This is a genomic window from Bacillus sp. SD075 (assembly GCF_017355165.1).
Taxonomy (GTDB): Bacteria; Bacillota; Bacilli; order Bacillales; family DSM-1321; genus Peribacillus.
The window spans coordinates 1-25262 of the sequence record NZ_JADILK010000046.1 but is presented as its reverse complement, the minus strand read 5'-3'; the positions used below and the strand labels follow the sequence as shown (position 1 = coordinate 25262).

The window sequence follows — 25262 nt, the reverse complement described above, 5'->3', positions numbered from 1 at the left end:
GTTTTTACCTCTTTTCTTACACAAAAGTCTACTAACACCTTTCTTAGGTGAAAGCTCACTTTTTATTTATTTGCATCTCATTTCAATTAGCTTCTCTGCAACTATAAAATCTATTTCTTCATCAATATCGACTGCTCTTTCTTTTGAAATAATAATTCCACCAGGATTATCACCAAGAAACCTTTCACTTTCCTCCTTTATTGTTTTTAGATAAAATGCATACACGACACCGTTCAACTGATAAGCTTTCGGTAACATTTGACGTGGCAAAAATGGATCTCCTTCCTTAATGAAAGTCTTTGGACTTGCACCTTCTATTACCCATGCCCTTATTGGATTTAATTCAGCTTCAGAAAAAGTTGAAACGGACGTATACATCTGATCATTTTCAATTAGAAGATCTAGACAATCATATATATCCTGTTTAGAGCGAAGAGGAGAGGTAGGCTGCAAATAAAGCATAATATCGAAGGTTTCTTTTTGTTCTTTAAATACGTTTAATGCATGTTTTACTGCGTCTATTGCCAAGGAATCATCCTCTGATAATTGGTTAGGTCTCTTAATGACTTCAGCGCCATAATACTGAGACACAATCGAAATATTTAAGTCATCAGTAGATACGACAACTTTATCGATTTCAGGCATTTCCTTTACTAAGTCAATAGTCCAAGCAATAAGTGGCTTTTGACATAGAATTTTTATATTTTTATAAGGAACGGCCTTGCTTCCTCCTCTTGCTGGTACTAAAGCAATAATTTTTTTTCCTTTATACATCGCTGTTCGCCTCCGTTCGTTTTATCTTTTGAATCCTTTATTGATTAAGTTCCACTTATCAACTGTTAACTCTTTTAAAACCTTTATTACCTGAGTTTCCGGATATTTTAAAATATCATATGGATTTTTAATAACTTTCTTTTCTAATTGCAAAACATGGCTTATAACTGAGGTGATTTTATTCTCATCATACGGAACTTCTATTACATTACTTCCCCTTTCTCTTCCCTTTTGCCTGTTTCCTATTAAGACATAAGGAAGATTAAAAAAGGGAGCTTCTATCAAACCGCTGCTGGAATTCCCGAGCAATATGTTTGCTTCACTTAAAAGAAACAAATAATCTTCCTGCGGAATTGAATAATAAAAGGAGGTGAAAGTTTTATTTAAATCGCAAAACTCCTTAATTCTTCTATTAAAAATATCTCCTCCAGCATCACTATTTGCTCCAATAAAGATGAATTGATCCTTAAAAAAGGGATTTAAAGAACTAAGTAAAGTCTTCACTTGTTCTTCAACAGGGACTGAATCACGGGAATCGGGATGAAAAACTACTAATAGAAGATTTTTATCATCTTGAATGGAGTAACGATCCCTTAGACTAATTCTTTCATAGATTGACATATTCTTAATCTGATTAATTTCGGTTTTACGAAGACTGCCAATTAGATGTATCCTCCAGTCTTCTTCACCAAATTGCAGTAAATTACGATATGATTTTTCTGTAGAAACAAAATGAAGATGGGCTAATTTTGTAATCGCATGACGAATGGAATCATCAGCAGAACCACTAACTTCACCACCATGAAAATGGACGATAGGAATGTTTAAATAATGGGCTGAGATGGCAGCTGCAAGCATTTCACCTCTATCCCCTAAAACTAATAAGAAGTCAGGGTTATTCATCTTGAATATCTCGGTAAAGTATAAGATCCCTAACCCTAACGATTGGGACATAGAAGCATTATCATCACCTTTCACTAAAATCGAAGGAGTTGCTAAAATCGTTAATTGATCTTTTTCAATCTGTTGAATGGTCTTCCCATACTCACCCAACAAATGCATTCCAGTAACGATAAGAGAAAGATTAAAAGTAGAATCCTTCTCAAGATTAAGCAGAAGAGGACGATAAATTCCGTAATCTGCTCTTGTACCAGTAATACAAATTATTTCTTTTTTAGTCATAAAAATCAGTCCAAAATAATGGAGCATGCTTCTTTTTTGGAACTTTTAAGACTCTCCCAATTACCTTTTCGAATTCATTAGCCTCTATGCCGGCTAGTGGACGAAGGGAAATAAGCTGATCTTCTGTAATTACCGTTCCAGTTGGAGTATTCGATTTTAAATAGAGACTCCTTCTTACTAAAGGTTTTACTCGTTTTTCATCTTCAGTTATGCTCTTTTTTTCTGATCCAAGGGATATTTCTGTCAATCTCACTAATTGAACCATTTCTTCAAATTCCTTTATATTGGAAGAAGCCAAATGATCTGGGCCAGGCAAGGTGTTATCAAGGGTTATATGCTTTTCAAGAATCCTAGCACCCAATGCAGTCGCAGCAATAGGAATATGGGCCCCGATTGAGTGGTCAGAGTAGCCGATTACAAAAGGATACCTATTTAAGTAATTACTAATAACTTTTAAATTAATTTGTTGTTCGGGGGTTGGATAGTTGGACGTACAATGGAGAATACCCATTTGCAAGTTTTCATTTAATGCTTTCAAATAAGCAATTGTTTGGTCAATTTCAGAAATCGTAGACATACCTGTGGAAAGAATAATCGGTTTACCTGTTTTAACAATTCGTTTTAATAGAGGGAAATTCGTAAGATCTCCACTTCCCACTTTGAAAGCACACATATCCAGTTTGTTCAAAAAATCAACACTATTCAAATCAAAAGGAGTAGCTAAAAAAATAATATCTTTCTTATCACAGTATTTTTTTAGATCAATGAATTCGGCAGGGGATAACTCTAATTTCTTTAACATGTCATACTGATTCTTTTCTTTGGTCCTTTTCTGATACTCGGTTAAATCCGCTTGTTCAGTTGTCAGAGCTTCTGTGTCAAACATTTGAAATTTCACCGCATCTGCACCCGCGTCAATAGCCTTATCTACCAATTTTTTAGCTAATACTAATGATCCGTTATGATTCACTCCGATTTCAGCAATAATAAATGTTCGACTGTCACGATCAATCTTTAAATGGTTTAACTCTAATCTCATAGAGTATCCCTCATTATTATTTCCAAAAGGGTTGTGATCACATATTTTTGTTCCATCTCACTTATATTGTTAAAAAATGGAATCGCCAAGGATCTTTTTGCTAGCATCTCACTTACAGGAAAATCACCAACATTTGTTTGGAAAAGGTCCATATAAAAAGGTTGTAAATGAATCGATGGAAAGTAAGGTTTTGATTGGATTCCTTTTCTTAGAAGTTCTTTCATTACTATATCTCGATTACAATGTTCAGGAAGCAACACAGGATACACAAACCAACTAATAGTGGCATCGTGATGACTTTTTAAATAAGTCACAGGAACTTGATATTCATTAATGAGCTTATGATATTGTTCCGCAATGTTTTCCCTCTTTTTTAAGATTCCGGTGAGTCTTTCCATTTGGGCAATTCCTATAGCCGCATGGATATCCGAAAGTCTATAATTATATCCTAGCCTCTCATGACTTAACCACTCATTGCTTATGCTTCTGCCCTGATTTCGAAGACTGGCTGCAATCTTATAAATCTGTTCATCATTCGTAACCAGCATACCACCTTCACCAGTTGTAATTTGCTTGTTAGGGTAAAAGGCAAATATACTTACATCTCCAAAAGTTCCTGTAAATCTGCCGTTCCAGGTGGCTCCAAGTGCTTCACATGCATCCTCAATGATCTTTAAGTTATGTTTCTGAGCTATTTTTACAATTTCATCCATATTGCAAGGGTGACCAAATATATGGACAACCAAAATTGCCTTTGTTTTATCCGTTATTGCACTCTCTATTAACCTTTCATCCATCACTGTTGTATCTGGATGTACATCTACGAACACAGGCTTTACACCTTCATAAAGTAAACAATTACTAGAAGCGACAAAACTATACGGTGACGTAATGACCTCATCACCTTTCTTAAGTCCCAATGCTTTAACAGCAACATGCAAGGCACTTGTACCACTATTCATTCCTACTGCATAAGAAACGTTTAAAAAGTCTATGAATCTCCGTTCAAATTCTCTCCCTTTATTTCCTAAACTTAATATCCCCGAATTTAAAACATCCAACACATATGTCTTTTCTAAGTTAGTTATATCAGGCTTAGATAATGGAATTTCCACATTGATTCTCCCCGTTTATTCATAATAAGAGCTAGTTCAGAAAGGATTACTCTATATTCCATATGTTTTGAAACATTTGTTAGCATCCATTTATTTCACTTGCCTTATTAGAATGATAAATTTAAGTAATTCAATTTTATTATGTTTTTTTCGTGCTTAACAGTTTACCACTTGGGCTACATTTATTTGTCTTTATATTATATCTAGATAAAGGATTTCTGCTTATATCAAAAGCCTATCCAATAAAAATAATTCTTGTTCACTATAAGGATTGGAGTCAATAATTTGGACACTTAAAAGTAAAATCTTAAGCTGTATTCCTAACTCTTCAATGGCATGTACGGTTTATAGTCTAGATATTATACTAACTCAGAATATACATACTTGTTGGCATAAATTTATGTATAAAAGGAGACATTTGAATTCCAGTTCACTTTTATTAAAAAATGTATGAATTCACTAACTCCCTTTTCATTAATAAAACATATTATACTAATGCGGATATTTTACACATCATAATTAGGAGGTTTTTTAATTGGATAAAAATTCCAAATTTATTCATTCGAAATTATTCGATTATTATAGAGATAAAGTAATTCTTATTACTGGTGGTACCGGTTCAATTGGTAGTCAGATTGTATGTGAATTAGTTAAATATTCGCCTAATAAAATCATTATCTTAAGTAAAGACGATACAAAGCAGTATTTAATGAAGCAAAGATTCAAAAAGTTTACTAATATTTATTATTTATTAGGAGATATTCGTGATTACCAAAGAGTGGAATATGTTTCACAAGGGGTCGATTATATATTTCATTCTGCTGCTTTAAAACAGGTTCCTACTTGTGAGGAGAACCCAGATGAAGCTATCAAGACCAACCTTTTAGGTAGTGTAAATATTATTGAAGCTGCCATAAAAAACAAGGTAAAGAAAGTGATTAATATCAGTACAGATAAGGCAGTTAATCCGACTAATACAATGGGGGTAACAAAACTATTAGCAGAAAAATTATTTACACAGGCTAATTTCAAGTTAAATAATCAACATACAAAATTCTCTTCTGTTCGTTTTGGAAATGTTCTTGGTTCACGTGGCTCTATCATCCCTCTTCTTTTGGATCAACTCTTGAATCAGAAGCCTTTAACCATTACAGATCTTATTATGACTCGTTTTTTTATGTCAATCAAAGAAGCAGTTCAACTCACAATACAGGCAGGCGTTTATGCAGAGGGAGGGGAAATATTCATCCTTAAAATGAAAGCTTTAAAGTTATCAGATTTAGTAGATAGCTTAATTGAATTAGCAAAACAAAAAAAGTTAAAAGAACCTGAAGTACAAATAATTGGAAAAAGACCAGGAGAAAAATTGTTTGAAGAATTGGCAATCGAATCTGAACTTAATAACATGTATGAAAACAATGAAATGTATGTAATCTCATCAAGACCTCCAAGTTATGATATTTTCAAAAAAGCATACTTAACCGACTATCGATCGGATAAAGTTCATCTAATTAATCAGGAGGAAATTCTACAAATACTGAAGGAGCATGACAGACCATGAAGTGGGGAATAATCGGGACTGGGGGTCACAGTAAAGTTGTACTTGAGGCCATTAAATCATGTGATCAAAACATACAAGTCACCTTTTTTTCAAAGGTCAAACCTGATCATTCTTTTTTTATTCCATACACTTTACTTTTAGATCAAGAGGAAACTATAAAACAGTATGAAGGAACTATTGATGTTTGGCATGTTGCGATTGGAGATATAACCATCAGGGGTAAAAAGCTAGAACAATTAACACAAAATAAACTATTAACCCCTACAATTTTTCACGTGAATTCTATTGTAAGTCCTTCGGCTACGGTGGGGGAAGGGACTTTTGTAAATGCTGGGGGAGTAATAAACGCATCAGTAAAAATTGAAAGAGGATGTATTATAAATACTTCCGCAAGCGTAGATCATGATTGCATGATTGAAGAATTTGCAAATATTGGGCCTGGATCACGTTTAGCCGGTCATGTTTCTGTAGGAAAACAATCTGAATTAGGAGCGGGGGTCATCGTTTTACCAAACGTTAAAATTGGAAAAGGTTGTATCATAGGAGCTGGCTCTGTAGTAGTAGAAAATATTCCTGATTATAGCTTGGCTTATGGTGTTCCCGCTAAAATCATAAAAAATTTATCAAATATTTTATAATAAATTTCCGGATTTCAAGACCGACGCTGCCTTCAACCTATAACTCCCCCTACATTTCCATTATCCATAACCCAGCTCATCATATTTTTAATTGAGACCTAAATAGAAGCGTCCATCACATCATTATATCGAAGATTCGTTTCCAAATTAAATCCGATATTTAAAATCACTTCAATCTAATCTTTTTTCATCCAGATTTTCTTGATAATAAGGCTCTGTCGTAAAATAAAATTATCGTAACAGTTCTTTCACCTAACATCCGATATCCATGAGCTACGCCTTAAGGAAAACTGTAGCATGATCTGAGTTCGGTCAGACTCCTGGTCAATAGGGTATCCTGGGCTCAATAAAGTTTTCATTATTATGAAAAACATGAAGATTTATGGATTTACCCCTCAGCAATGCCTAGGTAGTATTTTATGAATTGAGGAAGTATCCTAATCCTCAAGGGGAAACTGATTTGAATTATTTGGGTGGGGAAAATCAAACCCTTGTCAACGCCAGTTTCTAAAACGTTGGTAAGTTTGTTGAATCATCGTTCCATTAGTATATATCAGTTTAAAAATTGATTAGGCTTTTCCTCTGAATTAATGGCCTTAAACGCCCTTCCTGTCACCCGGCCAATATGTCATACTTGTCTATCCCCTTTTTATTTTGTAGCAATGTTAAAATTGAATTAGCTTGTATTCTACTGTTCTAATGGTGTATTTCTAATCATTTTATGATTTACATAGACAATGGTAACGCGAAGCCCACATTATTTGATTCATCAAACTTAGAGTTAACAGCTTTTTCTTTTTATGTCACTGACAAAGAAAAAGACCAGATTCCACTATATAGCTACAATAGAACCTGCCCCAAACATATTTTAATTTCTTTCTGAAAAGACCTCATTATTTGTTTTCTGTCTCCCATGAAAAACCTATTTCCGAATCATCCCAATCAATCCGTTTCTCATCAGGATTAATCTGATTATATGACTCAGTTGTGAAGTAAATAATCATAGCGGGTTTTTGCCCTAGAACACGATACCCATGTGCAACGCCTTTTGGTATCAGTAGCATAATTGGATTTTCCTCACCCATATAATACACATCAGTTTCTCCCTTTGTAGAAGAACCTTCCCTCAAATCAAAAAGAACGACTTGGGCATTTCCTGAAGGAAAAAACCATAGATCATCCTGGTTCTCATGATAATGAAAAGCTTTAATGACCCCTGGATAACTCATCGAACAAGAAGCCTGACCAAACCTCGATAACAATTCAGGTTCATCATCACGGACAAGCTCTGCAAAAAAGCCACGGTCATCACAATGTTTTACAAGTTTCTTCACCTTCACACCTTCAATCATGACAGACCTCTTTTCGAATAAATTCCTTTAATGCTTCGTTCCATGGACGTGGGATTTGAACCTTTTCTCGAAGCAATGCTTTATTTTCTAAAACTGAAAAATGAGGTCTTGGAGCTAAAGCACCAAATTCTTCAGTAGTTATGATTTTTACCAAATTTGGATCGAATCCTGCTTCCTCAAAAATCGCTTTTGCAAGTATATACCAAGTGCATGAACCAGCATTACTTACATGATAAATGCCGTTTTTCTTATCGAATAAATGACTAATCGTTTCTGCAAGATCATTAACATAAGTAGGGGAACCCACCTGATCATTTACCACTCTTATTTCCTTATTTTCTTTCGCCAGTTCTAACATAGTCTTCACAAAATTCTTTCCGTCATGACCATATAACCAGGAAGTGCGAATCACTGTCCCATTATTTATTGAGAGTACGAATTGTTCCCCCATCCATTTGCTATTACCGTAAATTGATTGTGGGTTTGGAACATCTTCCTCCAAATAAGGAGATTGCTTATTTCCATCAAAGACATAATCTGAACTAATATAAAACACCCGAGCACCAACCATATTTGCGGCTATCGATACATAGCCCGTACCAAGGCTATTTACTTCAAAAGCCTTTTTACGTTCCGTTTCACATTGATCCACGGCAGTAAATGCGGCAGCATGAATAATGATTTGCGGCTCAAGTTGAGTAATTTTTTTATATACTTCCTCTTTTTCTGAGATGTCTAAATCATTTTTACTTAAACTTACCACAGTATGATATTGACCTAACCTTCTTTCTAGTTCTCTTCCTAACTGGCCATTGGCACCGGTAATGACAATATCCAAATTCTCACCCATTCTTTTGTTCCTTTTGGCGATACCATTCGATTGTCTTTTGAATCCCTACATGAAAAGAAATAGTTGGACTCCAACCTAGTTCCCTAGAGATTTTGGTGGAATCCATGGAGTATCGGCGATCATGCCCTTTTCGGTCCGCTACATGCTTGATTAGTTTTTCCTCTTTTCTTAACTGCTTTAAAATATAGTCGATTATTTCTCGATTTGTTTTTTCCTCTGAACCTCCAATATTATAAACCTCACCGGACAATCCCTTTTCAAGAACAGCATGGATGGCCCGGCAATGATCCTCAACGTATATCCAATCACGAATGTTCAATCCGTCCCCATATAAAGGGATTTCTGTATTATTTAAGGCTCTCGTAATGACTTTAGGAATGAATTTTTCTGTATGTTGCATGGGACCATAATTATTGCTGCATCGTGTAACCGTTAAAGGCAGTTTATAGGTTTGGAAGTAGGATCTTACTAATAAATCCGCACTAGCTTTACTTGCAGAATATGGATTGTTCGGAGCAAGAGAGGTTGTTTCAGTAAATGGAGAATCATTCGGCTCTAAAGAGCCATATACTTCATCTGTTGAGATTTGAATCATTTTATGAGCTTTTCCAGAAATAACCGCTTGTAATAGGTTGTATGTCCCAATAATATTTGTATGAATAAACGGTAATGCATCCTCAATACTACGGTCTACATGGGATTCGGCTGCGAAGTTAATGATGGCAAAATAATCTTGATCAAATACCTTGGATAATTCTGTTTTTTCACCAATATCTGCTTGAATACTACGACAGCGATTCGATTTCTCAAATGATTGGATATTCTCAAGATTACCGGCATAGGTTAAAGAGTCCACGTTAGTTATATAGTAATTAGAATTTTCAAGTAAATAGGAAATAAAATTGGATCCAATAAAACCGGCTCCACCTGTTATGAGGAGGTGTCGTTTCAATTCGCATCCTCCTTCTTTATTTTTTCGTATACATATTGATTCGCCTGATAAAGCGACTCATGTGTGCCTGCATCAACCCACCATCCTTGTAAAATATCATATTGCAGTTGATCATCTTGAATATAGAGATTATTCACATCGGTTATTTCCAACTCATTTCGATATGAAGGATGAATCGTTTCAATATATTCAAAAACCTTTTGATCAAACAAATAGATTCCAGTCACACAATATGTAGACGGAGGATTGCTCGGTTTTTCAATAATGAACTTTATTTTTTGATTGGTTTTGTCTAAATGAGGTACACCATATCGAGTAAGATGTTCCACTTCTTTTAGAAGTACCATTGCACCCTTTTTCTGTTTTTGAAATGACTGAACATAAGGGGATAATGAATCTTCAAAAATATTATCTCCTAGTAATACGACAAATTTATCATTATCTATAAATTTTTTAGCTGTCACTAGTGCATCTGCTATTCCTCCGCCTTCGTTACCCTGTATTTTGAATTGAATGTTTACATGGAGATCTTCCCCAAGTCCCAATAACTCGATAAAGGAATGAAGATGGTTTTTATTTGTTACAATTAAAATTTCATTTATTCCGGCGTCTTTCAACTTTAAAATTGACCAATAAATCATTGGGTAAGGTCCTACTGGCAAAAGATGCTTATTCAGAAATTTAGTCAATGGATCTAGACGGGACCCTGTACCACCAGCAAGTATTACTCCTTTCATTTTTTACCACCCTTTTTATTGTATTAGCATCCGATGTATTGCACAAATCAAAGAGTTTCTTTCCAATCATGTTGATATTACATATTACTATATGACTGACATACCTACTTGACATCCAAATTTTTCAATTTTTTAAAAAATAGTAAACCTTCTAAAGTTATTATTGATATTTGGGTATTGTTATTATATTTTACTTTTACATTATTCACTACCATTCTCCCCTATGTACTTATAATTTCAAAATCACCTAAATCGAACGACAGAATAGAGTGGTCTCTTTTTTTGATTAAAGATGCTCCTTCTGCTGTTTTAATTTGACCATTTTCATCGATTACACTTGCTAATTTAAACCTTTCGCTTTGTTTATAAGAAAAAAACATTTACTTCATACAGCCTCACGCTCTTGGTTCAAGAGGAATTATTGTTCCTCAATTGCAATGTAATTCACTAAGGTTACCATTCCTGTCGACACGGTAAGTGGATTCAGAGCTTTGTTGTGTTTCCTAAACGACTCTCCAATATGATGTGTATGAATAAGTTGCAGCACCTTTTGTGTTTAAAGATAAAGAGAGTTATAGACTGACGTTTTAGTTGAAATTTCATAAAAAAGAAATTGACGCAATAGAAGCGATTACGGACTTTGAAACTAAAGTAGAAACAAAGGAAAGATTAAAGGAGAATGTCAGTGAAGAGTCGTCCGATATTATCTGATTCATAAGTGGTCAATATTATTTATTAGAAAATAATGGCTTTGCGGATACAGTACATTACAATGATAACAATTTAGGGTCCACACAACCTGAAATGAATTAGAACTTACCAGTTGCGGAAGCTACTTGAGGACCCGCTTGGCTTGAACAGTTAGCTGACCTGATACAACTCTTTTGTTCCTCGTAGAACTTACTAAAGAAGCAGGAGTGACATCATTAATATAAATCCCAATATGGAATCGTAGTTCAGTTCTATAAAATACAATGGTATGACAGTAAAGCGAAAGTGGTTGAAGCATTGGTAAAGTATTAAGTTTAAAGTCACTGAAAAGGAATACCTCATCTCATACCTTCATTTTATTAATTATTTCACTTAATGAAAATAAATAACTCCACCATATTAATAAAAGCTATATGTCCTTGTAAGGACATATAGCTTTTTATCATTTTTGGAATTGTAATTGATGCAGATTGGCAAAAATGCCACCCTGCTTAAGTAAATCATCGTGACCGCCCTCTTCAGCAATTCCTTCTTCCGTAACAACAACGATCTTGTCAGCGTTTCGAATGGTTGCCAATCGGTGTGCAATGATTAACGTAGTTCTATTTTCAGCTAGTTCTGTAAGTGACTGCTGAATTATTTTTTCCGTCTCAGTATCGAGTGCAGAGGTTGCCTCATCGAGAATTAATATGGGCGGATTCTTCAAAAACATCCTTGCTATTGCAATCCGTTGTTTTTGTCCTCCAGATAATTTCAAGCCGCGTTCACCTATTTGAGTCTCGTAGCCATCTGGAAGTCCTTCAATGAAAGTCTCTAAATGGGCTTTCTTTGCGGCTTCCAGAATTTGTTCATCCGATGCGTCAAGCATTCCGTACGCAATGTTCTCTTTTACCGTTCCTGTGAAAAGAAACACGTCTTGCTGGACAATGCCAATTTGTGAACGCAATGACTTTTTCGTCATCTCGCGAATATCTATTCCATCAATGGAAATAGAACCGGCTTTAACGTCATAAAAACGCGGGATCAATGAACATATGGTCGTTTTCCCTGCTCCTGAAGGCCCGACAAAAGCGATGGTTTCACCTGCTTTAATAGTAAGGTCAATATCTTTTAACACGGACTTTTTGTCTTCATAGTTAAAAGAAACGTCTTTAAAGGAAATATCACCTAAAAGGGTGGTTACCGATAATGCATCCTTTTTATCCACGACATCAGGCGCGATATCCAGAAGTTCCGTAAAACGCTTAAAGCCGGCCATCCCTTTTGGATAGAGTTCCATCAACGCACTGATTTTGTCAATTGGCTTAAATAATACGTTAACGTATAAGACAAATGCAACCAGTTCACCATAAGAGAGCTGCCCATGAAAAGTTAGCCAAGCTCCCATCACCAACACGGCAAGGGTCATAAACCTCGTCATCATGTAAATGCCTGATAAGCTAAAGGACATTACCTTATACCCAAGAAGTTTCGCTTTACGGAATCTGCGATTATTAGTAGAAAATCTTTTCATTTCATATGTTTCATTAGTAAAGGATTGGACAACCCTCACTCCTGAGACGCTATCTTCCACACGGGCATTTACGTCTGCAACTTCTGTATACATTTTATTCCAGGCTTTATTCATCTTTATATTACTTATGACAATTAATAAAACGAGGAACGGCAAAATGCAAACCGATATGAGTGCCAGTTTCACATTGATTGTCAACATAATCCAAAATGCACCTATAAAAGTCATGAAAGCAATGAATAAATCTTCGGGACCGTGGTGTGCAAGTTCACCAATATCAAACAGATCATTGGTTATGCGGCTCATGATATGGCCGGTTTTCGTGTTATCGAAAAAACGAAAAGATTGTTTTTGCACATGCTCAAATAATTCCTCACGCATATCAGTCTCGATATTGATACCCAATTTGTGACCCCAATATCCTACGATGAACTGTAGGAGGGTGCTAATGATATAAACAAGGAACAAACCGACACTTACCGAAACAATTGCAGACCAATCGTCGCCAGGCAGCAGTGTATCTATAAACCACTGAACAGCTAGCGGAAATGCAAGTTCAAGTACAGCCACTACCACTGCACTGAAGAAATCAATAATAAATAACCGCTTATGCGGCAGGTAATATGAAGCAAAACGTCGAATCATCAAATTTTTCTCCTTTTTTATATATATTAAGGAGTATAATTCCATATCCATTATTCAGCAAGCATTTCAATTCAACAAGCATTTCAAAACCCCCGTGTTCATATTATGGTAAAATCATCTATATTAAACAGCCCAACCCGGCTCATGCAATTATATTAAGGAGGGAATCCAGTGTAAAAAAAATAACCATTCTAAAGATCCATGAACATTATTTTTGAAAAGGATGGTATTCATGAAAAACACATCGTTTCGATGCCTTTGGCTCGGTCAGGCGTTTGCCAATCTAGGGGATATATTTTATGTAGTCGGGTTGATTTCACTATTATATACCATGACGGGATCTGCCTTTTATTTGAGCTTGCTTCCGTTCACTACAACGATTTTTCGGTTTATCAGCAGTTTACTTGCCCCCCTTGTCATTGACAGGTTTCCTTTAAAAAGAATCCTAGTGCAATCTCAATGGTGGAAAACGATCTTACTCGTTTGCCTAGGAATCTATATGATAAGTTTCAATCATGGTTTTTCCGTTGCCGTCATTTTTTTCATTGCCATGATTTCATTATTGGATGGAGTTGCAGCCCCGGTCAGCGCTGCTTTGGTTCCTCAATTAGTTCCAATAAAAGAACGGATGAAAGCGAATGGTTTCTTGAATGTGATCACTCAGACCATCTTTGTCGCAGGATGGCCACTAGGTTCCGCCTTATTGATAAGTACCAACAGCAGTTTCATTATTTGGCTTACGGTCATGCTTTTTGGCGTTTCAACGATCTATACAGTGAGAATCCAAGTAACAGAACAAACGACGGACTCTGTTGCTCCGTCAAACTGGGATTCGATTAAGTCCGGATGGATTGCGATTCGCCAAATCCCAACTATCCGTACCCTCATTTCCATTGATTTTATAACTACTTTAGCTTCAAGCGTGTGGGTGGCTGCCGTTATCTATATATATGTAGAACAGAACCTGCAACTGAGTGAGGAGTGGTGGGGATATATTAACACAAGCTACTTTGTCGGCATGATTATCAGTGGATTAATCGTCTTCCGTTTTGCCAAGTTACTAGAAAAATATATTGGATTCTTCATCACATTCGGGCTATTTCTCAGTTCATTGCTGATCCTGCTTTTTGGAACTACCAGTATTCCTGCTTTGGCTTTGCTGCTGGCATGCCTGTACGGTCTCCCAGAACAAATCCGGGAAGTGATCTACACCAAGCTATTCCAAGACCATGCTTCGGAAAAGACTCTTGCAAAAATACATTCCGTTTGGGGAGCGGTCATCAATCTTACATTTGCCGGCTCTGTCTTACTATTAGGATATATAACGGAAACATATAGTGTCAAAACGACGTTCCAATTTTCTTCCACCCTGATATTCCTTGCCTTTCTTTATGCATCTTTTAAAAGGAAAGACTTACAAGGGAAAAAATGTGATCAATCACTGTCAAGTTAGTCATCTCATATTCCTAGATGATGCATTCCATTTGATTCACTATTAAAAAGGAGCCTTGGTTTTCCATGGCTCCTGATTTAAGGCCCATCGAAAATATTGTCTCTCTTTAAAACGTGTTGGGTGTATTTGGCTTGGTCCTGATAAACGCTGCACTACCAAACGAGGGAAAAAAATATATCATACTTCCTTACACCGACTGTACCCATTCATTCTATTTGATAATCAAGATATTCTTATCTATAAACTCCCAATTCTGCGGGAATTCCAAACCAATCTGCCAATAAGTTGCACCTATCAGTTCGTATGCATCAATCATTTCATATTTTGCGCTTATCGATCTAATATCTTCAAACCAAACGACATGGTTCGAATTCTCTCTTTGATAAGAATAGGTAGGTGATGCCGCTGAAATGTCAAAAGTTATTTCAGCACCCGTTGCAATGGCGAGATTTTGGGCATTTTGAGCTGATAAAGCTTTAGTCTCGCGGCTTGGTACTATCCAATCGTATCCATACATAGGAAATGCCGACTGCAGTTTATATTCAGGTATATTCGACAAAGCATAACGAAGAACTTCGCCCATCCACCAAATTGGGGAAATGGGTTCAGGCGGGCCAGTTGGATATCCATAATCAATGGTCATCACGGCAACAAGGTCGGCTGCCTCTCCGATCCCCCGATAATCATGCCCGCCTACAATTCGATTATCAGGATTATCCGCTGTTTTTGCATGTACGTTCACATGCAGGATCAGTTCGTTCAACCCCTCCTTTAATTCTTTTAAAAAAAGCACATAATCGGAACGCCTGGCAGGTGGAATGAATTCGATGTCCATACTGACACCCCCATAGCCTTTCTCCCTAACGAAAGTCAGCATACTATTGATTAAATTCGCTCGGTAAACAGAATTAGCAAGGACATCACCCGCCAAATCAGCATCAAAATCACCATCTTGAAAGTTCCGGATCATCAGTAGCGGTGTCACCCCTGTCTGCTCGCATTTCGCTATAATGGGGAGATCATCACCATCAACATATGCATTTCCTTCCCTTGTAAACGAATAAGCTACAATGGCTAAATAGGATAATATATCACCATTCTGCTCAAGTGTTTCGAATACTACGCCACCTGAAGTCGGGAAGGCGAAACCCAGCGTAATCAATTGATTTTTGTAAGGAGACGGAATAAATATTTCCGTACCGACTTTTAGCGAGTTTGCAACGATTCCTGGATTTGCCCCCATGATTGCTCCTGCATTCGTTCCAAAACGACTGCTGATTCTAGTGAGGGTATCCTGACTTTTAATTATATACCTTCGATACACCACTTTTTCATCAGGTATATACAATGCCAGACCAGGAACCAAAGCTGTTGATTCCAATCCGTTGACTTCAATTATCTTCGATGGGTCAACTTTATTTTTCTTGGCAATCTCCCAAAGACTGTCACCTTTTTTCACAATAATGATCGTCATTCAAACCCCTCCAAACTCCCTCCAAAAAAGTTTATGTTATTCAGGTAATTGGATAGAACGAATTATCACATTTCCTAATGATGAGATCTTGGTTTTTTAGCCTTTATTTCAAATGGAACAAAGAATCACAAAAAAGAGACTGTCCAAAAGGACGGCCCCACGCAACCATCAGGTAATTTCTTGTTCCATATATTCCTATAAATCAAAGTAAATTCTTAATATCGTAGAACTTCCCATTCTCCAAATCTTCCGCTTCAAGAAGTTGCAAAAGTTTATCTGCCACAAGTTCAGGTCTTCTTAACATGCCCTTCTCTTTATATTCATGAAACTTATCTCGATCGGAAAAGTCTTGTTCGTCTGCTGACCGGATTGTCCCTTGCATATCCGTATCCATTACACCTGGTGAAAAAGATATGAGGGAAGTAGGGAAAGGAGTTTTATCCTGTTCCAACCCTGCAACCCGTGTGAACATTTCTAGCCCCGCCTTAGTACTGCAATAGGCTGACCAGCCATGATAAGGGTTTTTTGCTGCTCCTGAAGATATGTTGACCATTACCTTCTTTCTGTTCCGGTTCTGTGTCTGTTTAACGAATTCATCAGCCAATACGATGGGTGCCATGAAATTCACCCGCATGCTTGTTTCCAAATTTACTATACCAAGGTTTCCTACCGGCTTTATCGGTTCAATGACACCTGCATTATTAATGAAGTAAATGTCACTTGTTTCATCGACAGCAGCAAGAATCTCATTGACTAAGAAAGGTAACTTTTCAGTTTCATTCAAGTCCATCGAAATAAATGTAAGTTTTGTCCCGGATCGGTCAGCCATCCTCTGCATTTCAGGATGGGCAGTACGGGAAACTAAAATGCAATGATCACTCGTCTGCAAACATCCTTTGGCGATTGCAGCTCCTAGACCTTTAGAAGCCCCTGTGATTATAAACGTTTTCACGGCATTTCCCCCTTTTTTATGGTTATGATCTATTGTACCAAAACGGCGTTCGGAATGGCCTCACCCCGAACCATGATTATAAAATAAGTCTAGGTTATCCTTTGTGATTTTTTACTGTTTTATGAAATCTTCACTGGATTGAATAAATTTACGACACCCCTGCCGAATAACTGGCTAGCCGAGACGCCGGAGACGCTAGCGGCGAGGAGACTGTCAGTGGAAAGAAAGCGTATTTCTGAAGGCAACTGGAACCTTTTTCAAATAAAAAAACTGCAGTCAAACTCGCTTTCTTCGAATTTGTCTACAGTTTTTATGCCCATATAGTAATGGTCCGCTTAGTTTCCAAATTATAATATAGGTGATACCAGCCTTGCAATGGACTCTTTAAAACGAATCCATTTTGAACGTTTTTCAAAATCTTCACTTGTAAGTTGTCTGCATACTTCAACATCTTTATAAAAAATCCTTGTCAGTGTTTCAGCCATTCCTTCATCATATATGAAGGCATTGACTTCAAAGTTCAATTTAAAACTTCGGACATCAATGTTAGCTGTTCCCACCGAGGAGACCTCTTCGTCCACTACGATCATCTTCGCATGAATAAAGCCGTTATCATAGATGTATATCTTAGCTCCCGCTCTTAATAACTGCCCTGCATTGAAAGTTGTTGCCCAATAAACGAAAAGGTGATCAGGCTTATTCGGAATCATGATTTTCACATCTAACCCTGATAAGCTGGCAATTCTGAGTGCATCCAATAAACTGGCATCCGGTATGAAGTAAGGTGTTTGAATGAGGATCGATTTCTTTGCTGAAGAAATTAATTTAATATAGCCATTTTTAATTTGTTCCCATTCAGAATCCGGTCCACTTGTCACTATTTGCAAATCTATTTTGCCTTGAGGTTTTACAATAGGGAAATAATGAGGTTGATAAGTTATATCATGGTGCTTTGATGCCTGATTCCAATCTAGGATGAAACGGGTTTGAATGGCTTTGACAGCCGATCCCTTTATTCGAAGGTGTGTATCTCGCCAAAAACCGAATTTTGGATTAAGTCCTAAATACTCATCTCCAACATTAAAGCCTCCAACATACCCTATTTTCCCATCTATGATGACGAGCTTTCGATGGTTACGGAAATTCAGCCGTAAATTTATAAATTTTAATTTGGATGGAAAGAATGCCTCCACTCTTCCTCCAGCCTGCCTAAATTCCCTGAAGAAACCTTTAGTCATCCCTCTAGAACCCAGCTCGTCATAAAGCAGCCGAACTTTGACGCCTTCATTCGCTTTTTTAGTCAAAGCTTCAATGAATCGTTTACCCAGGCCGTCCCTTTGAATGATGTAGTATTGTATATGTATATGGTTTTCGGCCGCTTCAATATCTTTAAAAAGCTGGTCAAACTTTTTTTTCCCTTCAGTAAAAATATCGACTTGATTATCTTCAGTAAGCACGGCATCATTGTTCCGGAGATGCATATAAATCAGATCACGGTAATTACTTGAAGATGCATTCCGAAAAGGAAAATGATCCGTTGAAAGCTCTTCCATCTGTTTATCAAGGATTTCTTCAATACCTATTTTCTTCTTGTCCTCCCATTGGAATAAGTGGGCGTGTCTTAAACTCGTACCAAAAAGGAGATATAAAATAAAACCGACTACAGGCAGAAAATATAACACCAATAACCAAGCCCAGGTCGTACTCGCTTCCCTTCTTTCAAAAAAAATGACAATCGTGGCAAATAAAATATTCAGAATGATGACGAGGCCAAGCAAAACCGATGTAACATGCGTAAATTCCATAGTATACCCTCACTCATTTTTTATCCCTTTAAGGATACCATGCCTATTCTTTATATCAAAGGATTTGCTTATCAGAAATGAAAACAGAGAATTCACAAAAATGGACCTCTTCCTGTAGAGGCCCATTTAAAAAAATTCATCCACCCCGGACACTGAAAATTCTCAGATTGGTTAGGTTTTCTTATAATCATTGCCTTAAAAATTTCCATTCAATAATAACTATAAAATATAATTACTTACCGGCTTTTCACTAATAAATTCACAGCTTCTTTGACTAACTCTTCGGGATTCTTTTCTCCGGATTCATTAGCCTCCCTGACACATTCTACAAGATTGGAACTTACTATTACTCCAATCGTCCTATCGATTGCAGATCTAGTGGCAGATAACTGCGTTACAACATCTCTGCAATCTTTTTTTTCCTCCATCATTTTCAATATCCCACGAAGCTGTCCTTCAATACGCTTGACTCTATTTTTAACTTGCTTATCATATTCCATGTGAGGCCTCCTACCCTGCCTATTACTTTTGAATCCTATCCAAACATCCATCAAAAAAAACATTCTGTTTGACCTGATAAAAATCTTACAATTTATAATACATACCACTAAGGTATAATTGTCAAGTGCCAATGTCCAATAATGATAGCTCCAATATGTAATTTCTATTTTTGTACAAGCAGACTTTGTGCAACTGCCTTAGAAAACTCAATCGTCATTTGGGGAACGTAGGTTTTTAACAAGGCATTGACGATAGGGGCTTTGGCTCCTTTTGCCGTAATCGCCAGACAACCAGTCATTTTAGTATGTCCAATTCCACATTGTTCTGCTAAAAAATAGCCATGTCCATCAAATTTTTCATTTATTCCCTTAAGTTTAAAAGTTACCTTATCGGGTTCCAGCCATTCCAATATATTTACTTCAAGTTTAATTTTCTTCTTCATTAATCCCAATTCGCTTTTAAACTCCCAAATAAGTGTCCCCTCATTTATCAACTCATGATTGATATATCCTGGGACAAGCGGTGCCCAGCGATCTATGACACTGACAAATCCCCATACCGTTTTTATTGAAACAGGTAAAATGATACTATGCACACCTTCTGACAAAGCAGTTCCCCCTTAATCATCCTATTTACATCTTTTTAATGTATGGCTGAACAATATTGATTAGAACGGTAAGATCAGATTCTTAATCAAAAACTCCCACGAGCGAGCTGTTTTATATACAATAGACCATTAAAAGATAATAATAAAAGAATCGCCTCCTGTAATAAGGGGACGATCCTTTTTTGGCTTATGACGCCAATTCAACCGTATACATATTCAAATTTGGATCTGGGTTAATCCAGGCGCTTTCAAACACAAAAACTACTTTATAATTTTCGTAATCGGTATAGGTGACATAGTACATTCCTTCTTGCTCCACTTCACTTACAGGTTCACCGATCAATTCCTTCAACATGGTTAATTGAATGGTTTGCAATTGCGGATCAAAATCATCAATGGCGGTAATCGTCTTTCTACCTGTTGATCCGTCATAGAGGAATCGGACATTATGGGACCAATAATTGGCCGCAACAGTACTTAAATCTTCCGGTGCACCCCAGGCTTTTTCCACTTTCTTCAACGAATCACCTACAGAAAATGGGCCACTGTTAACGGTTTGCTGTGATTCATAGGCTAAACCCATGATCTGCCGAATCAAAAGGTCGGGCGCAGATCGTGATGTTAATGAATCTGATGCAGCATAAGCAGCCTGCCCACTAAACAAGAGAAATGCGAGCATGAGAAATGTAACGCTTTGGATAAAACGATTCACTTGTTTCAAAATTATCCTCCCTTTCCAGCTGGAAATGACTATATACATTATTTATATATCTTAAAAAGATAAAAATTGCGTATGTCATTCCATTTGGTTTTACCTTTACTACTATTTATATTCATAGGAACGCTGGACACATGCCATTCATCAATAAAAAAACATAATATTCAGTTTTTTATTCTTGCAAACAGTTAATGGATGTTCAAGGAAGATACATATTAGGATGGTTATAATTAATGACTATGCCTTTAATACCAACGGTCCTAAAGGCATAGTCATTACATCAAAAATTATATAGATAAATGTTTTCTACTATTATACTGGTTATTGCCGATCAAAAAGTGAAGCTCCCGCTATACCTGGCTTTGTCATCTCATAAGGATTTAGAATCAGATCCAATTCTTCTTCTGTCAACACATCATATTGTAAACAAAGTTCGCGAACTGATTTGCCTTTTAAGATCGCTTCACGCGCAATACGTGAAACCACTTCATATCCAAGGTGCGGATTGACTGCTGTAATCACTCCAACACTTTGTTCGACATAATCTTTTAAATGTTGCTCATTAGCTTCAATGCCTTCCAAACAATAATCTGTAAAGACATTGAAAGCATTGTTCATAATGCTGATTGATTGCAACAAATTGAATACAAGCACTGGCTCCATTACGTTCAACTCTAGTTGCCCTGCTTCTGATGCTAAGCAAATCGTATTATCGTTCCCGATCACTTGGAAAGCGACTTGATTAATTAATTCTGGCATTACTGGATTTACTTTTCCTGGCATAATAGATGAACCTGGTTGACGGGCCGGAAGTGTGATTTCTCCTAATCCCGCTCTTGGTCCTGAAGCCATCAAACGTAAATCATTAGCAATTTTAGACATATTCATCATACATACTTTCAATGAAGCTGACACTTCAGTATATGCATCCGTATTTTGGGTGGCATCTACTAAATGTTCTGCTCCTACAAGCGGCAAGTTACTGATTTCAGCTAAATATTTAACAACATTTTCAATGTAACGCGGATCTGCATTCAAACCCGTTCCCACTGCTGTTGCTCCCATATTCACTTCATATAAATGTTGACGTGATTGACTGATTCGTTTTATATCCCGATCCAACACGCGACTGTACGCCTCGAATTCTTGCCCGAGGCGAATTGGCACTGCGTCCTGAAGATGTGTCCGTCCCATTTTGATAACATGATCAAATTGTTTTGCTTTATTCTTTAAAACCGTACTCATCTTAGTCATTGTTAGTAACAATTGTTCCAAAAGTCGTAGGGTTGATAAATGAATGGCAGTAGGAAATACGTCATTCGTTGATTGCGACATGTTAACATGGCTATTTGGACTAACATGTACATAATCACCTTTTTTATATCCCATAAGTTCTAACGATCGGTTGGCAACGATTTCATTAATGTTCATATTCATCGATGTACCCGCGCCGCCTTGAATTGGGTCAACGATGAAATATTCGTGCCACTTTCCATCGATCACTTCATCAGAAGCTTTGACGATAGCGCTTCCAATACCATCATATAACCTTTTGGTATCCATATTTGCTAAAGCTGCTGCTTTTTTAATCATGGCTAGTGCACGAATCATTTCTTCATTGACTTTGTAACCGGTAATCGGAAAATTTTCTACAGCGCGTAGAGTTTGTATTCCATAATAAACATCTGCCGGAATTTCCTTTTCCCCAAGAAAGTCTTTCTCGATGCGGTATGTTCTTTCTTCTATCAACATTTCCTCTTGCCCCTTTGTTTGTTCTAGAATGTAATGTCCTCTGCGATCGGTGTTTCCATCATTTCCTTCACTTTTTTTGGATCCCATGTCTTGGCTAATATCCACATCAACTTAGGAACGATGGCTTCTGTATTCATATTTCTGGAACGAATGATGACATTCTTGTTTACTTTTCGTCCCACTTCGTAAATATCCATATCTTCCCCTTCTTCTAAACATTGGGTAGTAATGACTACGGATATTCCACACTCAACCAACTCATTTAATTTTTCTAAAATATTTCTTCCTTGAAATGGAATACCACCGCTTCCATAACTTTCAATTACGATTCCCCGATATTGATTTTTCAGGAAATCAAAGAATTCAGGCTTAATACCAGGATGCAGCTTAACCAAAGCAACATCAGTACATAGGGAAGCATCTAACTCAGCTTCCTTATTCTTTGGCGAATGAACTGGCTTTAGATACTCAATTTTATCGTTGAATATGGAAGCAATATAAGGATAGTTAATACTTTCAAACGAATCATAGCTTTTCGTCCTCAATTTAATGGCCCTAGTACCCTGGATGACTCTACCATCAAAAACAACATATACTCCTCCAATATCTTCACAAGCAAACCGAATCGCATCAGATATATTTCTTTTGGCATCTGTCTTTTTGAAGGCAATTGGGATTTGAGAACCTGTAATGACAATTGGTTTCCCTAAATCTTGTAACATATATGAGAGCGCAGCTGAAGTGTAAGCCATTGTATCTGTTCCATGGGTAATCACAAAGCCATCGTAATCATGATAATGCTCATGGATGGATTGTGCCATTTCTGTCCAATCTTCCGGCTGCATATTTGTACTATCAATATTCATCAAAGGCTTACTATCAATCTGACATAGTAAATCCAATCCCGGTAGATGACCTAAAATTTCGTTAGCTTTCATCTCTGGAACCAGTCCATTTTCTCCTTCTAACGATGCAATTGTACCACCTGTTGTAAACAACATCAACTTCTTCATTTTTGACTTCAACTTCTCCAATATACTGCCCCCTATAAAGCCTCCTGTTTCACACTCATTCTAATCGTCTCAGATAAGGATATTTTAGTTGAAAATGTACATCTTACGCGTACACCACATGTTATTATAGTCATGTTTGAGGGTGAAATCAAGCTAAAGTTATTCATTACGCGTACACTTTTCCCAATATGATGTTATAATGGATTTATATAAAAGGAGAGTAATAATCATGATTTCAGATACACTAACTACATTAAGGAAGGCCAAAAGGTGGTCTTTGCAATATACCGCTGACAGACTCGGAATCGCCAAGAGTACCTATGCAGGTTACGAATCGGGCCATCGCCGCCCTTCATTGGAAACAATGAAATTATTAGCAGCCTTATATGATACATCCACCGATTACATTCTAGGTCGAGTGGATTATCCAGCTTTTCTGCCTATGGACAATTCCATAGAGTCACCTCAAGTCATGGAATTAACGGATTTACCAAACATGGAGCTAGCTGTCGATGGGATCTCTCTTTCTGAAGAAGAAACGATTCAATTCATCGCTTTTATTAGAGCTAAACGAGAAGTGGAAATAAATCGCGATAAACAAAATGAAACATAGCACATTGCCCTTAAGACTCAGCAGGTTCTTTTTCACGATTTACCCGGCATGATTTATATCTAAAAAGGCTAATGCGTGAATTTTCAGTATTTTTAAACAGTCGGTATAAGTCGGCCTGGTTTGATTAATCGATAAGTTGGCCTTTTTAACCGATACCCATAATTATTTCTGGATATATTGTTATACGTACTTGCTTGTCATAGTTGCTTTGGAGATTCTAATACAAGACTTGAAATTTCAGTTTTATTAATATAATAGAAGAAAGTGGGTCTAATAAATGTCATCCATCCTTATTCTGTTTTCCGCCATTGCTTACTTCTATTTCCATCAAGAGAAGATTGATTTAAGTTTCATCTCTGATTTCCCCTCATGATTTATTTGCAACGAAAAGAAAAAACCATAGCAGAACTCATGGTTTTCCCCGTCTATTAATGAAAATTAATCCAATAACAAGAAGCAACATGAAGAGGAAGCTATGTCTTTATTTCATGTGCTTCTTGTTATTGGAACGCGAAATTTATTAATCCTTAAAGTAATGGAATGCTCGATATAATGTCTCAACAGAAATGCTGCATCTCAAAATATTAAGGCATCTCATCTTCTTTTTCCCGATTTTTGAAAGCTTCATGCGTGACAATATCCTCAATTTGTTCATACTGGCGGCTGTGTTCCTTCTCTTCGCTAATTCTATTATTGGGTAAATTTCCTGGGTGTCCTTTTTCTTTGTGATTAAAATTCTTACCACGGCTCATAACTCATTCTCTCCTTTCTATTCATTGTTTGTATAGTTTTCCCCAGCACGAAAAAAATATGATTTAATTTCTCTATTTACTATTTTTTGCAACAGATCCTTTTTCAGCCTAAACATAAAATGATCCTTCACTCCCGTTCTCGAGCGACTTATTTCTGAATCGCCAAGAATTAATAAGCATTTCGGTCCTGGATACATTTCTTCTGGATTTTCAAGCAATACATGTGCAGACCACAGGGGATCGTCCTAATCAAAAGCATGCCTTTCAAGCTCTGTAGCTAAAGATCCATCCAAACTACAATCACGGCTAGTACAGAAAAGGATACAAGCACTATAAATACAGTATCCGGTGCAATAATACTCGAAAAAAATGCTAAACCACTGCCCAACATGCTGAAAAGTACTGCATTTACCGGAACACTTTTTTAAAAAATTTGCAAATATTGCTGGTATGCTTTTCTTATCTGCAAGTGACCAAAGCATCGATTCTCCATTTTTACTCTTCTTAGTTTTATATCCTGAAAAACGAAAACGCACTCTAAAAAAGAGTGCGT

General features: G+C 36.8%; 22 protein-coding genes and 1 pseudogene. 4 read left to right on the top strand and 19 right to left on the bottom strand.

The features are described from left to right. Positions 1 to 66: 66 nt before the first annotated feature. The 4 genes from IOC57_RS21265 to IOC57_RS21250 are packed head-to-tail and all read right to left on the bottom strand — an operon-like array spanning position 67 to position 4110. Entirely contained in the window at positions 67 to 774 is a 708-nt protein-coding gene (locus tag IOC57_RS21265) for an acylneuraminate cytidylyltransferase family protein (protein WP_207440571.1), read from the bottom strand. 21 nt (positions 775 to 795) lie between these two features. Then, entirely contained in the window at positions 796 to 1956 is a 1161-nt protein-coding gene (gene neuC, locus IOC57_RS21260; RefSeq protein ID WP_207440570.1) for a UDP-N-acetylglucosamine 2-epimerase, read from the bottom strand. Further along, positions 1949 to 2995 (bottom strand): N-acetylneuraminate synthase family protein, encoded by a 1047-nt coding sequence (locus tag IOC57_RS21255; protein ID WP_207440569.1) that lies wholly within the window; start codon positions 2993 to 2995, stop codon positions 1949 to 1951. The genes neuC and IOC57_RS21255 overlap by 8 nt, the downstream gene beginning before the upstream one ends. Further along, positions 2992 to 4110, bottom strand: coding sequence for a DegT/DnrJ/EryC1/StrS family aminotransferase (locus IOC57_RS21250; RefSeq protein WP_207440568.1), 1119 nt, complete (start codon positions 4108 to 4110; stop codon positions 2992 to 2994). Before IOC57_RS21250 ends, IOC57_RS21255 begins: the two co-directional genes overlap by 4 nt. A gap of 535 nt (positions 4111 to 4645) precedes the next feature. On the opposite strand from IOC57_RS21250, the gene IOC57_RS21245 reads away from it, so the two are divergent. Further along, on the top strand, positions 4646 to 5671 hold the full coding sequence (locus tag IOC57_RS21245; protein WP_207440567.1) for an SDR family NAD(P)-dependent oxidoreductase: 1026 nt from the start codon (positions 4646 to 4648) through the stop codon (positions 5669 to 5671). Further along, positions 5668 to 6309 carry an acetyltransferase gene (locus IOC57_RS21240; protein WP_207440566.1) on the top strand — a complete coding sequence of 214 codons (642 nt, stop codon included), beginning with the start codon at positions 5668 to 5670 and terminating at the stop codon, positions 6307 to 6309. Before IOC57_RS21245 ends, IOC57_RS21240 begins: the two co-directional genes overlap by 4 nt. Before the next feature lie 893 nt (positions 6310 to 7202). Here the strand turns inward: IOC57_RS21240 and IOC57_RS21235 are convergent. The 5 genes from IOC57_RS21235 to IOC57_RS21215 form a co-directional block, all read right to left on the bottom strand. Further along, positions 7203 to 7661, bottom strand: a complete 459-nt coding sequence (locus IOC57_RS21235) for a dTDP-4-dehydrorhamnose 3,5-epimerase family protein (protein WP_207440565.1) — start codon at positions 7659 to 7661, stop codon at positions 7203 to 7205. After that, positions 7654 to 8511, bottom strand: coding sequence for a dTDP-4-dehydrorhamnose reductase (gene rfbD / locus IOC57_RS21230; RefSeq protein WP_286185094.1), 858 nt, complete (start codon positions 8509 to 8511; stop codon positions 7654 to 7656). Before rfbD ends, IOC57_RS21235 begins: the two co-directional genes overlap by 8 nt. Continuing rightward, a complete protein-coding gene (gene rfbB, locus IOC57_RS21225) occupies positions 8504 to 9463 on the bottom strand; it encodes a dTDP-glucose 4,6-dehydratase (protein WP_207440564.1) in 960 nt (319 codons plus the stop codon). Before rfbB ends, rfbD begins: the two co-directional genes overlap by 8 nt. Continuing rightward, the gene (locus tag IOC57_RS21220) at positions 9460 to 10200 is read right to left on the bottom strand and encodes a sugar phosphate nucleotidyltransferase (RefSeq protein ID WP_207440563.1); all 741 of its coding nucleotides are present in this window, start codon (positions 10198 to 10200) and stop codon (positions 9460 to 9462) included. The genes rfbB and IOC57_RS21220 overlap by 4 nt, the downstream gene beginning before the upstream one ends. 1153 nt (positions 10201 to 11353) lie before the next feature. Then, complete coding sequence (locus IOC57_RS21215; RefSeq protein WP_207440562.1) at positions 11354 to 13069, bottom strand: ABC transporter ATP-binding protein; 1716 nt, start codon at positions 13067 to 13069, stop codon at positions 11354 to 11356. 232 nt (positions 13070 to 13301) lie between these two features. On the opposite strand from IOC57_RS21215, the gene IOC57_RS21210 reads away from it, so the two are divergent. Beyond that, the gene (locus tag IOC57_RS21210) at positions 13302 to 14522 is read left to right on the top strand and encodes an MFS transporter (protein ID WP_207440561.1); all 1221 of its coding nucleotides are present in this window, start codon (positions 13302 to 13304) and stop codon (positions 14520 to 14522) included. Positions 14523 to 14733: 211 nt separating this feature from the next. Here IOC57_RS21210 and IOC57_RS21205 read toward each other — a convergent pair whose 3' ends face one another. The 8 genes from IOC57_RS21205 to IOC57_RS21170 form a co-directional block, all read right to left on the bottom strand. Next, positions 14734 to 15996: a LysM peptidoglycan-binding domain-containing protein gene (locus IOC57_RS21205; RefSeq protein WP_207440560.1), complete on the bottom strand. Its 1263-nt coding sequence runs from the start codon at positions 15994 to 15996 to the stop codon at positions 14734 to 14736. A gap of 202 nt (positions 15997 to 16198) precedes the next feature. Further along, entirely contained in the window at positions 16199 to 16948 is a 750-nt protein-coding gene (locus tag IOC57_RS21200; RefSeq protein ID WP_207440559.1) for a (S)-benzoin forming benzil reductase, read from the bottom strand. Between the two features lie 347 nt (positions 16949 to 17295). Then, a complete protein-coding gene (cls, locus tag IOC57_RS21195) occupies positions 17296 to 18753 on the bottom strand; it encodes a cardiolipin synthase (protein ID WP_207440558.1) in 1458 nt (485 codons plus the stop codon). A gap of 236 nt (positions 18754 to 18989) precedes the next feature. After that, complete coding sequence (locus IOC57_RS21190; RefSeq protein WP_207440557.1) at positions 18990 to 19253, bottom strand: metal-sensitive transcriptional regulator; 264 nt, start codon at positions 19251 to 19253, stop codon at positions 18990 to 18992. 164 nt (positions 19254 to 19417) lie between these two features. Next, a complete protein-coding gene (locus IOC57_RS21185; protein WP_207440556.1) occupies positions 19418 to 19861 on the bottom strand; it encodes an SRPBCC family protein in 444 nt (147 codons plus the stop codon). 187 nt (positions 19862 to 20048) lie between these two features. Further along, positions 20049 to 20573: a DUF4309 domain-containing protein gene (locus IOC57_RS21180; RefSeq protein WP_309487745.1), complete on the bottom strand. Its 525-nt coding sequence runs from the start codon at positions 20571 to 20573 to the stop codon at positions 20049 to 20051. Positions 20574 to 20900: 327 nt separating this feature from the next. After that, positions 20901 to 22331 carry an aspartate ammonia-lyase gene (aspA, locus tag IOC57_RS21175; protein WP_207440554.1) on the bottom strand — a complete coding sequence of 477 codons (1431 nt, stop codon included), beginning with the start codon at positions 22329 to 22331 and terminating at the stop codon, positions 20901 to 20903. Between the two features lie 23 nt (positions 22332 to 22354). Next, on the bottom strand, positions 22355 to 23344 hold the full coding sequence (locus IOC57_RS21170; protein WP_207440580.1) for an asparaginase: 990 nt from the start codon (positions 23342 to 23344) through the stop codon (positions 22355 to 22357). Between the two features lie 229 nt (positions 23345 to 23573). Between IOC57_RS21170 and IOC57_RS21165 the strand changes: the two genes are divergently transcribed. Beyond that, positions 23574 to 23957 (top strand): helix-turn-helix domain-containing protein, encoded by a 384-nt coding sequence (locus tag IOC57_RS21165; RefSeq protein WP_207440553.1) that lies wholly within the window; start codon positions 23574 to 23576, stop codon positions 23955 to 23957. Between the two features lie 584 nt (positions 23958 to 24541). On the opposite strand, the gene IOC57_RS21160 is transcribed toward IOC57_RS21165, so the two are convergent. Beyond that, a complete protein-coding gene (locus tag IOC57_RS21160; protein ID WP_162878727.1) occupies positions 24542 to 24709 on the bottom strand; it encodes a hypothetical protein in 168 nt (55 codons plus the stop codon). Positions 24710 to 24989: 280 nt separating this feature from the next. Continuing rightward, a pseudogene (locus IOC57_RS21155) lies at positions 24990 to 25191 on the bottom strand (S-methylmethionine permease); the annotation flags it as partial. Between the last annotated feature and the right edge of the window lie 71 nt (positions 25192 to 25262).